At 56.7% G+C, this 11,341-nt stretch carries 9 protein-coding genes and 1 rRNA gene; 4 read left to right on the top strand and 6 right to left on the bottom strand.

Going from position 1 to position 11,341, the window contains the following annotated elements:
- The 3 genes from BLU78_RS12240 to BLU78_RS12230 form a co-directional block, all read right to left on the bottom strand.
- A 16S ribosomal RNA gene (locus tag BLU78_RS12240) occupies positions 1-89 on the bottom strand; the annotation flags it as partial.
- A gap of 643 nt (positions 90-732) precedes the next feature.
- Positions 733-1,404, bottom strand: coding sequence for an MgtC/SapB family protein (locus tag BLU78_RS12235; protein WP_010265663.1), 672 nt, complete (start codon positions 1,402-1,404; stop codon positions 733-735).
- Positions 1,405-1,440: 36 nt separating this feature from the next.
- On the bottom strand, positions 1,441-4,245 hold the full coding sequence (locus BLU78_RS12230; RefSeq protein WP_020692700.1) for a toll/interleukin-1 receptor domain-containing protein: 2,805 nt from the start codon (positions 4,243-4,245) through the stop codon (positions 1,441-1,443).
- Between the two features lie 131 nt (positions 4,246-4,376).
- On the opposite strand from BLU78_RS12230, the gene rpmI reads away from it, so the two are divergent.
- The 3 genes from rpmI to BLU78_RS12215 all read left to right on the top strand — a co-directional run bounded on the left by rpmI (position 4,377) and on the right by BLU78_RS12215 (position 6,289).
- On the top strand, positions 4,377-4,571 hold the full coding sequence (rpmI, locus tag BLU78_RS12225) for a 50S ribosomal protein L35 (protein WP_010265667.1): 195 nt from the start codon (positions 4,377-4,379) through the stop codon (positions 4,569-4,571).
- Between the two features lie 91 nt (positions 4,572-4,662).
- Positions 4,663-5,007, top strand: coding sequence for a 50S ribosomal protein L20 (rplT, locus tag BLU78_RS12220; RefSeq protein ID WP_010265672.1), 345 nt, complete (start codon positions 4,663-4,665; stop codon positions 5,005-5,007).
- Positions 5,008-5,080: 73 nt separating this feature from the next.
- Positions 5,081-6,289 carry an MFS transporter gene (locus tag BLU78_RS12215; RefSeq protein WP_010265675.1) on the top strand — a complete coding sequence of 403 codons (1,209 nt, stop codon included), beginning with the start codon at positions 5,081-5,083 and terminating at the stop codon, positions 6,287-6,289.
- A gap of 47 nt (positions 6,290-6,336) precedes the next feature.
- On the opposite strand, the gene BLU78_RS12210 is transcribed toward BLU78_RS12215, so the two are convergent.
- Positions 6,337-7,284 (bottom strand): hypothetical protein, encoded by a 948-nt coding sequence (locus BLU78_RS12210; RefSeq protein ID WP_020692703.1) that lies wholly within the window; start codon positions 7,282-7,284, stop codon positions 6,337-6,339.
- 330 nt (positions 7,285-7,614) lie between these two features.
- On the opposite strand from BLU78_RS12210, the gene BLU78_RS12205 reads away from it, so the two are divergent.
- Positions 7,615-8,337: an MBL fold metallo-hydrolase gene (locus BLU78_RS12205; RefSeq protein ID WP_010265681.1), complete on the top strand. Its 723-nt coding sequence runs from the start codon at positions 7,615-7,617 to the stop codon at positions 8,335-8,337.
- A 225-nt stretch (positions 8,338-8,562) separates the two neighbouring features.
- Here the strand turns inward: BLU78_RS12205 and BLU78_RS12200 are convergent, their stop codons facing one another.
- Entirely contained in the window at positions 8,563-8,877 is a 315-nt protein-coding gene (locus BLU78_RS12200) for a heavy-metal-associated domain-containing protein (RefSeq protein ID WP_010265684.1), read from the bottom strand.
- A gap of 45 nt (positions 8,878-8,922) precedes the next feature.
- Entirely contained in the window at positions 8,923-11,289 is a 2,367-nt protein-coding gene (locus tag BLU78_RS12195) for a TonB-dependent receptor (RefSeq protein ID WP_010265687.1), read from the bottom strand.
- Between the last annotated feature and the right edge of the window lie 52 nt (positions 11,290-11,341).

The raw sequence follows: 11,341 nt of genomic DNA, 5'->3' as shown, positions 1-11,341 counted from the left end.
AGCAAGCTTCAATCCCGCTGCCCCTCGACTTGCATGTGTTAGGCCTGCCGCTAGCGTTCATCCTGAGCCAGGATCAAACTCTCCATTGTATAAAATGTTTTGTTTTAAATCTTTAGCTCTAATCTCAAAGGTATTGTTTGAAATCTACTCTCTTGCGAGAGTGGAAAAAACTTTTAGCTGCTCAAATACTTCAAAGAACGCTGTTCAATATATTACTATAAGAACAATTTCTTTATTCTGTCCGGGAGCCGATCCTTCGATCTTTTCCCTTGTTCTGACCGCTGATTTTTTTTCAGCGGAAAGTGGTGCAAAGATAAGTGTTATTTTTTGAACCACCAAAACTTTTCGAAAAAATTTTTCAGAAAATTTTCAGAACCTTTTTGCTTATCGCTCCTCATCGAAGCGGGTGCAAAGGTAAGTCTTTTTTCTGAATCTCCAAAACTTTTCAGAACTTTTTTCAAAATTTTTCAGAACGTGTTTTTGTCGTTTCGAGGTGTGTTTCTCTCTCGAAGCGGGTGCAAAGATAAGGGCTTTTCCCGGCAAATTCCAAATAATTCGGGGACTTTTTTTCGACAATTTCGACAATCATCCTACACCCGGTTATGGATCAGCGAGTTAGTTCCGAAAGTTTTTTAATAACCTCCGGAGTGCAGTTCCATAACGGACGAAGGAATGCCTTTATTATATATAGGTATGAATTCTCAGCCGGTTTTCGGCGCCTTGCGGGAAGCGTCAGACGATCCGCTCGACGGTGATGTCGGGATTTTCGCGCAGCAGGTCGATGTATCCCTCCTCGCCGGCCTGTCCCTTGGCCCGAATGACGATCGTGGCGCGGTGCACCACCCCGTCGGACGTGCGCTGGGTTTCGACCTCGTAGGAGATGACCGAATAGTCCTTGCTTTCGAGGCGATCGAACATCGCGTCGATGAACTCCTTTTTCTGCGCCGAAAAGACGATCATCGTGCGGCGGCGTCCCAGCCCGCCGAAAAAGAGCGTCAGCACCTCGAGTCCGAACAACGTCAGCACGGTGGCCGCTCCGGCAACGATGTACATGTGTCCTCCGGCCGCCAGTCCGATGCCGGCCGTAGCCCAGAGGCTCGCCGCCGTGGTCAGCCCGCGCACCAGCTGACGGTGTATGATGATCGTACCGGCTCCGATGAATCCGATGCCGCTGACCACCTGCGCCGCAATACGGCTGGGATCGAGGCGCAGCCCGTCATGGGTCGCCAGGAAGCCTTCGAATCCATATTGCGAAACGATCATCATCAGCGCACTGCCCAGCGCCACCAGGAAATGAGTACGGAATCCCGCATCCTTCACCCGGTATTCGCGGTCGAGCCCGATGACCGTTCCGCAAAGCCCCGCCACACACAAACGCACGATAAGATCCCACTCCGTTTCCATATCCGAATCGTTCTATTCAATTATACATACCGGCGGTCAGGCCGGTTTCTCCCCTTCGTCCTGGTCCAACTCCGCCCGGATAAACTCATTCAGCAGCCGGTCGAATTCATCGTCGTCGTTCCCGAAACCGGCATCCGAAGCCGTTTCGGACTGCGGCCCGCCTGCATCCGCGGCACCGGCCGCAGCTTGTTCCAGTTCGATTCCCAGCTCCGCCAGCTGCTTCCGGTAGCCGGTCCACCACTCCTCCGCCGCTTTCGGATTCAGGACACCGCCGGGATACAATTTATTGTACCAGAGGAATACTCCTTCCAGTTCTAACCGGGATTCGACATACCCGATCAACAACCATTGTACCGTTTCATCCGTACACGCTTCCGCGGCATTCAGGATATCCTCATCGGAGACCGGCTGGCGGCATTTCAGGATATCCTTCTGCCCGGTCGCAAACAGCGAGACCATGCACCGGACCACGTCGCGGCCGAACTGCCGGGCGGCGCGGCTCGTGATGAACGGCGGCGACAGCAGCTCCCGCTCGACCCGCGTGAACGGCTGCGGCGTGATCGAGCACCGTTTGCACAACTCCTCATAGCTGTCGAAGAACTGGTTGGGATTGTCCCAGAAAGTATATTTGTCGGAGACCTCCCCGGCTTTCCGCATCCGGGCCCCGGCATACGCCTCATCGTCCCGAATACGCTCCCAGAACTCCGGCCCCGGCTCGTCCGCACGGCGCATATCCATATCACAGGCCCAATAGTAGTCGTGGTATTTCTCGAATAACGGCCCTTCGGCAATGCCTCCGTCCTCTACCGCACGGGGATCGAACTCCGGGTCGAGCCTGTGTGCGATGCCGCGCAACGGCTGTGCGGCGTCGCCTCCGCGCGCCAGTCGCTCACGCGCCTGACGGGCATATTTTTCAAACTCCGCAGCCGGCAACTCCGCCGTGCCGTCGAAATGAGCCCCGAGGAGCGCTTTCAGCACCGACGAAAGCCGCTCGCCGGAGAGCAGGTCCTCGTCCAGCCCGTAGCGGCACCACTCCCGGCACTTCTCCTTGTCGGCATAGCGGCCTTTCTCGTAGACTTTTATCAGGAACTCGACCGCCTGGACATATTTCTTGCGCGCAGCGCGTTCGATCAGGTCCAAGCCCTTGTACGGATTGAACGACGTCTCGTCGCCGCCCATCATCTTCACGCCGCAGTCGTACATCTGGTCGGCCATCTCCACGCTCACGCCGAGCTGCCGGTACTCCTCGACTTTCACAGGGTCCTTGCAGCCGAACTCGTCGCCCGAGTAGATCTCGATCAGACGGTTGACAGCCTCCTCGTTGCGCCCCCTGGCGGCGATATCCAGCATCCGGATAATCTCTCCGACGGGCATCTTCTCCGGGCGGAATTTGTTCTCGACATAGAGGCGCGCCAGATCTTCGGCCCCCGTTCCGGCCCATTCGTAACGGCAGAAATAACATTCCCACGCCTTTTCATACTCCTCGTCCTGCTCGTAGAAGAATCCCAGCAGATAGGCGGCGAACTGCTCCTTGCGCAGATATCCGCCCTTGGCCCAACGATAGGCGTCCTCCTTCTCGCCCTCGTTCCAACAGATTCCCGCCATGCTCGAAAAGGCGTCCGCAACATCGTGGAGGGCCGCTTTCTTGTAATATTTCACGGCCGTCTCCATATCGTTGTCGAGGTGGTGGTACAATCCCATCTGCGAATAGCCGCGGCAATCGCCCAGGTCGATCATCCGCTGAAAGTATCCGAATCCTTTTTCCCGGTCCTTCTCCACGATGTCGCCCGAGGCATAGAGGTTGCCGAGCTTCATCAAAGCCCGCGTATCGTTCGCCTGCGCCCCCTTGCGATAACATTCGAGCGTCTTGGCCGGATCGGCCGGCCACTTGTCGGACCCGAATTCATACTGCTGCCCCAGGTAGGAATAGGCTTCGGCACAACCCAGCTTTATGGCCCGTTCGTAGTAGTGCACGGCCAGCGTGTAGTTCAGCTTCACACCCATTCCCCAAGCGTAGTGGATGCCCAGCCGCAGGAATGCGTGCCCGAGGTTCTGCTCCCGGACCGCTTTTTTCAGGTAGTCGAACGAAATATAGTAATTGCGATAATCGCGGTAATATTTGGTGTGCATGGCAAAGCAGGCATAGCAATGCCCGGCCTTGGACTGCCGTTCGAGCATGTCCCATATCTCGGGCGACACTTCGTCGCTGCGTTTGTCCAGATCGTAAAACAGTTTGCAGACGAGCTTCTGCGCCTTCGGGTTCCCCCGCTCGGCCGAGGCGGCCAGCGCGACGATGGCTTCGTTGTACTCCTTGGCCCGGTAGAGCGCCTCGCCCTCCTCGTAATCGAAATCGAAGTCACTGTCCGATCCGGCGGGTGCGACCGTGTAGAGCGGACGGTTTCCGTCCTGCCCCGGCTCCTCTTTCAGGGTCTCGTTCAACAGGATTTTGACATTGTTGACCAACAGCGAAAACTTGCGCTCGGGATTGGGATAGGCGTCTATCCAGTGCTTCTGCTGGAGGCGCATCAGCAATCCGTTCTCACACGTGATCTTGCCCACGACATAGGGAATAATCAGCTTGCGCTTGTTCTGGGCCTGCGCGATTTCGGTTTTGACCCACTCCGATTCGAGGGCTTCGTCGGTCAGCACCACAACCACGACCCGGCAGGCGGATATCGCCCGGAAGATCGCATCGTCGTAATCGACCCCGGCGCTGCGGCTGTCCAGGTCGCGGGGTGCATACCAACAACGGATATTCTCCTCTTCGAGCACATGCGAGATGGCTTTCACGATATCTACATACTGGCTTTTGTAGCTGATAAAAACGTCATGGCAAATCATCGGGCGGTAGTTTGCAGGGTGGAAAGAACTTTTGTCATCCAAATATACGATTTTTTCAGCCATTCGATTGCAGTGTGGGAAATATTTCGTACTTTTGCAGGCTAAGTTTAACTAATTAACTATTTACGACAATGCCGAAAATGAAAACCAATGCCGCTGCGAAGAAGCGTTTTACCTTCACCGGCACAGGAAAGATCAAGCGCAAACACGCTTATCACAGTCACATCCTGACCAAAAAGACGACGAAACAGAAGCGTAACCTCTGCTATTCGGGTATCGTTTCTGCGGTCGACGAGACCAAAATCAAAAACCTGCTCGTTAAATAATTAACCGGCGGAATTTTATTAATCGGAGCAGAACAGCCCCAAAGAATGCGGGAGAACCGTATCGCTGTGAGCTCTCAAAAAACTTTACAGTATGCCACGTTCAGTAAACGCAGTTGCGTCACGCGCACGTCGAAAGAAAGTTTTGAAACTTGCCAAAGGTAACTTTGGTTCAAGGGGAAACGTTTGGACCGTTGCGAAAAATACGGTCGAAAAGGGTCTGTGCTACGCTTATGCACACCGCGCCCTCAAGAAGCGGACATTCCGTTCGCTGTGGATCACGCGTATCAACGCCGCCGTCCGCGCCCAGGGAATGACCTATTCACAATTCATCGGCAAACTCAACGCCAAGGGCATCGTCCTCAACCGCAAGGTGATGGCCGACCTGGCAATGAACGAGCCGAAAGCATTCGAGGCAATAGTTAAAGCAGTTAAATAGTCCTTCCCCGGAAGGGTTTTAGCGGCGGACACCTCCTCGGTGTCCGCCTTTTTTGTCACAAAACCGATTCACGATGGAGACCTGGAAAAAGACATTCGCCATAATCTGGAGCGGACAGTTGGCATCGATTCTCAGCAGCGAGGTCGTGGCCTACTCGATCATCTTCTGGATGAGCCTCGAGACCGGCTCTGCCGAGGTGCTGGCCATCGCAGCCATCGCCAGCATCCTGCCTCAGTCGCTTCTGGGCCTCTTTGTCGGAGTCTACGTCGACCGCTGGGACCGCAAGCGCACGATGATCCTCGCCGACAGCTTCATCGCACTCTGCACACTGGCGCTGGCAATCCTGTTCCGGGCCGGAGTGGCCGAAATGTGGCACATCTACATCCTGCTGGCCTGCCGCTCGGCAGGCTCGGCTTTCCACATGCCTGCCATGCAGGCCTCGGTCCCGCTGCTAGCCCCGCAGTCGCAGCTTACGCGCATCGCCGGGATCAACCAGATCATCGCCTCGCTGTCGAGCATCGCGGGCCCGGCCCTCGGAGCGCTGCTCATCAACCTCACTTCGATCGGCAACATCCTGCTGCTGGATGTCGCGGGAGCCGCCATTGCCTGCACCTCGCTGCTCTTCGTCCGCATCCCCAACCCGGCGCGCGACACGACCCGCAAACCCGGCCTGTGGCGCGAATTCCGGGAAGGCTTTTCGGCCATGCACGCCATTCCGGGTATGGGCTGGTTCTTCACGCTGTCCATCGTCGTCTGGTTCTTCATCATGCCCGTCGGTGTGATGTTCCCGCTGATGACGCTCCAGCACTTCGGGGGCGGCACGTATGAAATGAGCCTGATCGAGATCGTCTGGGGCGGAGGGGCGCTCCTGGGCGGCGCCGTCATGGGCGCCCGCACCTATCAGGTCAGCCGCATCGTGCTGGTCAACCTGATGTACCTGGTCGTCGGCCTCTCGTTCGCCCTGTCCGGACTCCTGTCGCCCTCGGGATTCCTCTGGTTCGCACTCTTCACGGCCACGGCGGGCATCTCCAGCAGCGTCTTCAACGCCTCGTTCGTCTCCGTGATACAGACCCGCATCGAAGCGGGCGTACTGGGACGCGTCATGTCGCTCTACCGCAGTTTCGGCCTGCTGCCCGCAGCCCTCGGACTGCTCGGCACGGGATTCCTGGCAGAAAATATAGGTCTCTCGACAACCTTCATCATCGCCGGAACGGTCATCGTTCTGGTCGGCATAACGGGTTTCTTCATCCCTTCGGTCATGCGGCTCGACCGCAAGACATAAAAAACGGCGGCCCTTTTCAGAGCCGCCGCTGTTTTCGCTTCCGAACGTCAGTTCTTCGGATAAACGTAACCGTTGTAATAGATTTTCTGATACAACTTGTTGCCGTCGTTCGACCAAACGTATTTCACATCGGGTGAAGGATAACCCGAAGTATCGTAATTATAGGACTCGAAACTGCACTCCTGCGTTCCCTCGATGATCTGTCCGCTCCGGTAAACGCTGCCGGAGCTGAGGTAATAGCCCAGCCTGAGATTCGAACTGTCAGAGCCGACATAAACCGAAGGCCCCGATGCTTCTCCGCTGACCTTGAAATCCTTGCCCCGGCACTCCGAATAGACGAGGTCGGCGTTTACACCTCTCAGCGAGAAATCACCTCTCCAACTCGAAGAGACAGAGGCATTCTCGAAACTGGCGCTGATTCCGCTCAGAGATATGGTGTACGAAAGGCCCTCGTTATAAAGCGTCGTCGAACCACCCTCCATATTCACCTGAATCAGACCATTAACGTCTCTGGCGGACAACGTCAGGCCCTCCTCGATCTCCACCTGCCACGTCTGGCTGCCATTGGTATCTTTCAGTTGTTCTACGCCACCAGTCTTGACCAGCATCGAACCTTTCAGAAAAAAGCCGTCGTACTGCTGGTAATCTCCGTTATAAGTGATTTTATAATCGCCGTCCGCCTGCCGCTCGATTTTCGTTCCCGCCGTGAACAGCAAAGTCATAACCGAATTCGAATTGCCCTCGATCTTCAGTTTGGTCAGGTCCACATCTTTGAGCTCGGTCTCGGGATACTGCTTCGCAGCCTCGGCCAGCAGCATGGCCAGTCGAATGCCCGCGTTGGCCGGCTGCATGGCGACAGCGTTCTGAGTCATCGTCATGCTGTAAATATTCATACCCGGTCGCAGGGGCAGTAACTCCTTATAGCTGTCATCCTCTTTGATACAGCTCGACAGCGCGAAGGCCGCCAATACAATCGTTGCAAAAATTTTATTCATGCTTATGTGCTTGGTTAATTTCTCTTAATAAACGGTCCGGCCGGCAATATACTGCGTCGGGACCGAAAAAAATTGCATTAATTTATGCAAAGATAACAAATCGTGCCGGTCCGGCAGAACTTTCCGACAAATAAAAATGTCGATACGACGCCAAAGGTAAAAAAAATTCACATGCGGAGCCTCCGATTTGGCTGTTTCGCAGCAAATTTGTATCTTTATCCTGAGGCGACACCCAAACGGCCTCGCCGCCCGACCGCCGAAATACAGGCCGGACGCCGGCATTAACCCTGAGAAACCATGAAAAACAGCATATTAATCGCAATTACACTTATGTCAATCCTGTCACTCTTCGGATGCGGCCGCGCGAAGGCCCCCGAGTATCCGTCCGACCAGCTTACGACACGCGACGGCACCCAATTCACGATCTCCTTTTTCAAACACGCCTCGCTGTCGATCGCCGTGGGCGGCAAATACATCTATGTCGATCCCATAAGCGCCAATGCCGATTACGCCGCACTGCCGAAGGCCGACATCGTGCTCATCACCCATTCGCACTACGATCACCTCGACGTCGCGGCGGTCGAGAAACTGCTCACGCCCGACACGGAAATCCTTTGCGACCGCACTTCGGCCGAAGCCTTCGAAATGAACTGCTACACGATGCGCCCGGGCAGCGTCGCCACGCCGCGCGACTGGGTGAAGGTGGAGGCCGTGGCAGCCTACAACACCACCCCGGGACACCTGCAGTTCCACCCCAAAGAGCGCGAGGACTGCGGCTACATCCTCACCGTCGGCGGCACGCGCATCTACATCGCGGGCGACACCGAGCCGACACCCGAACTGCGGGCGCTGCGCAACATCGACATCGCGTTCCTGCCCGTGAACCAGCCCTACACGATGACCGTCGACCAGGCTGTCGAAGCCGTGAAGGCCATCCGCCCGACGATCTTCTACCCCTACCACTACGGCGAGGTGGAGGAGAAGACCGACATCGACCGGCTGGTGCGCGAGACCGAAGGGTTGACCGACACCCGGGTCCGCCCGATGGAATAACAGGCGTAAAACGCCTGTCTTATGGGCGACGGATTCTCCTGCCGCTGCTCAATCTTCGCGGCGCTGCAAACCGAACACCCGCTTCATGGACGACGAATCCCCTGCCGCTGCTCAACCTGCACGGCGCTGCAAACCGAACACCCGCCTTATGGACGGCAGCCCGTCGATTAAACAACAGGAGGGCCCATCCGGACCCTCCTGCTTCGATAACAAATCCCGCCGCGGCTATTTTTTGGCTGCGGCTTTTTTCGGCTCGGCCTTCACTTTGAGCGAGGCCAGCCCCTTCACGATATTCGCATCGTTGTTCTTCGTGCCGTCGTAAACCACGGTGACCTCCTTTTTGGGCAGGTCCACCTTCACGTCCTTGATGCCCTTGCCGAGCGACGGAACGTTGTTCATGATCTTCTTCACACAGTGATCGCAGTCGATGTCCGTAACGAACACCGTGGTCACGGTTTTCTTTGCAGCGGGCTTTTCGGCAGCCGCGCACATGCCGGCGCCCATCAGCAGGGCCAGGCATACCATCAGCAGTTTTTTCATCTTTACTTTCTATTTTAAGGTTTTACATGACGTTTTTCACGCGGGTCAATAGAGGTTGAATCGCAACCCGACATAGAACTTGCGGCCCATCAGCGGTCCCCAGACATTCATCGAGTTGAAACCGACCGAATAGGGATTGTCCGCATGGAGGATCGGCTCCTTCTGCCGGTAGTCGGCGATATTCTCGCAGCCCGCATAGATGTCGAATTTGCCCACCTTGCGGCTTACCTGGGCGAAAAACATCGGGTAGCGGGGCGAATAGCTGTCGTCCGCCAGAATCCCGTTCTGCGTCGGGATGCGCGCCGGACCGTTCAACTGCGCCGTGGCGTCGAACACCCAGCGGCGGAACTTCGTGGCGTACTGAATGTTCAGCAGCGTCTTGTACTGGCTCACCAGCGGACGCTCCACGCGGGCCGAAGTGCCGTCGGGACGCTCGATGGTCATTTCGCTGTTCGTGTAGCGGAACGTGGCGAAGATGTCGAGCCGCTCGACGGGCGTCCACGAGAAGTCGACCTGATAAGTGTCCGTGAACGAACGCCCGTCGGTGTTGTAAAAGACGATCGCTTCCGGGTCGTACTCCTGGTCGGCCACGACCGAATTGTAGAACTGCGTACGGAAATAGTCGAAACTCAGCGTGGCGTTGTCGCTCCCGGCCAGCGAGAAGGTCTGCGTCAGGCTTCCGCCCACCGTGAGAGCCTTCTCCATGCGGTCGAAACGTTTGAAATCAACCGCTCCGGGTTCGCTCCCGAGGAACACGATCTTACGGCCCGTGGCCAGCACGCCGATGTTGTCCGTAATGACGTTCGTCGAACGGTAACCCAACCCTGCCGAGGCTCGCAGCGTCGTCGAGGGGGTGATGTTCCATTTCAGGTGTCCGCGGGGCGTCGCAAAGAAGCGGTCGTAATAGGCATTGTAATCGCCGCGGATGCCCGCCACCACCGAGAGTTTGTCTTTGATGGTGTAAGTGTACTCGGCATAGGCGCCCGCTTCCTCTTCGTCACGGTCGAAATCGTAATCGCCCGTCGTCGTCCCCGGAATCCACGGCGTCGGATTGACCAGACGCTCCCGGAAATAGTCCAGATGCGCCTGCACACCGACGATCAGCGACGAACGGCGGGTGAAATAGTGGTTGTACATCAGGTTCAGCGCCACGGCGTTCTGGTTGCCCTCGTACGTGTTGAGCCCGAAATAGGCGTCCTCGTTGAAATGGTCGAAATCGGCCACGAACGCCAGATTCGAGCGCAGCTCATCCTGCTCGTCGGGGTCGTAAACCGACGGACCGACAGGCATACCTATTTTAAGATAGCCGTTGGCGTTGCGGTTGCGGATGTGCGAACCGTAGAGGGGCATCGGCTTGCCGGTCGTCTTCCAATCCCAGTTCTCCGCCATATCCTCGCGCATGGCATCGGTGTTTTTGAAATCGAGCATGCCGCCCAGACGGTTCTCCTGCACGAACTTCCAGCCCCAGCGCACCTGCGTGCCGTTGTCCGCCGAATAGAGCCACTTGTTGGCCACGTTGATCTGGTCGGATTTCGGCAGGTCGCGGAAATGGTCGTGATTGTGATCCATCTTCCGCACGTCGGTGTCCATCGAGCCGTGGAGCAGGATGACGCTCGACAGTTTCTTGTCTTTGGTCACGGGGAACGCCGTCGAGATGTTGGCCTCGGGACGCAGTTCGTCGTCGAGGTAGAGGTTCACGAACAGGCGTTCGTCGTCCGTGGGCTTGCGGTGTTCGAGGTTGATCTGGCCCGTAATGGCCTCGTGGCCCGCCGTGACGGACGCCACGCCCTTCGACACCTGAATCGAATTGAGCCACATGCCGGGCGTATAGCTCAACCCGTAGGGGGCGCTCAGGCCGCGCATGATCGGACGGTTCTCATCGAGTATCTGGGTGTAGGTCCCGGCCAGCCCCAGCATTTTGATCTGCCGGGCGCCCGAAATGGCGTCGCTGTAACCGACGGTCACCGACGCCGAGTTTTCGAACGACTCGGCCAGATTGCAGCAGGCCATCTTGCAGAGACCCGCGAACGAAATCATCTCGCCTTTGACAATGCCGTCGCGTTTGACGAAATTACCGCTGAGATTCCCCTCGACCACGACGTCATCGAGGGCCACGCCCTCCGAGCGGAGGGTAAATTCGACTTTGTCGACTCCGCTTCCGACGCGGATCGTATCGTTGACATAGCCCAGGTAGGAGGCCACGAGCTTGTCGTAGCCTTTCACGCGGTGTAACTGGAAAGCGCCCTGAACGTCAGTCCCGGCGCCGATCGTCGTTCCGGCCCAGTAGACCGAGGCCCCGACGAGGGGCTGTTTGTCGGCATCGCGGACCACGCCCCGCAAATCCTGGGCGTTCAGCGTGCCGCACACGGCAAGAGCCGAAAGTGTAAGAAATGAGATTCTGTAAAATTTCATGGAAAATTTCCGTTATCGGTTAAAACTGATTGCGGACCGGTGCGTGCAGCAC

It is taken from the genome of Alistipes timonensis JC136 (genome assembly GCF_900107675.1).
Lineage (GTDB): Bacteria > Bacteroidota > Bacteroidia > Bacteroidales > Rikenellaceae > Alistipes > Alistipes timonensis.
The sequence above is the reverse complement of the archived record's forward strand: the minus strand, read 5'-3'. Positions and strand labels throughout refer to the sequence as shown.

Excerpts from the sequence above, each read along its gene's own strand:
- BLU78_RS12235 (WP_010265663.1), bottom strand. The coding sequence starts at position 1,404 with ATGGAAACGGAGTGGGATCTTATCGTGCGTTTGTGTGTGGCGGGGCTT.
- BLU78_RS12230 (WP_020692700.1), bottom strand. The coding sequence starts at position 4,245 with ATGATTTGCCATGACGTTTTTATCAGCTACAAAAGCCAGTATGTAGAT.
- rpmI (WP_010265667.1), top strand. The coding sequence starts at position 4,377 with ATGCCGAAAATGAAAACCAATGCCGCTGCGAAGAAGCGTTTTACCTTC.
- rplT (WP_010265672.1), top strand. The coding sequence starts at position 4,663 with ATGCCACGTTCAGTAAACGCAGTTGCGTCACGCGCACGTCGAAAGAAA.
- BLU78_RS12215 (WP_010265675.1), top strand. The coding sequence starts at position 5,081 with ATGGAGACCTGGAAAAAGACATTCGCCATAATCTGGAGCGGACAGTTG.
- BLU78_RS12210 (WP_020692703.1), bottom strand. The coding sequence starts at position 7,284 with ATGAATAAAATTTTTGCAACGATTGTATTGGCGGCCTTCGCGCTGTCG.
- BLU78_RS12205 (WP_010265681.1), top strand. The coding sequence starts at position 7,615 with ATGTCAATCCTGTCACTCTTCGGATGCGGCCGCGCGAAGGCCCCCGAG.
- BLU78_RS12200 (WP_010265684.1), bottom strand. The coding sequence starts at position 8,877 with ATGAAAAAACTGCTGATGGTATGCCTGGCCCTGCTGATGGGCGCCGGC.
- BLU78_RS12195 (WP_010265687.1), bottom strand. The coding sequence starts at position 11,289 with ATGAAATTTTACAGAATCTCATTTCTTACACTTTCGGCTCTTGCCGTG.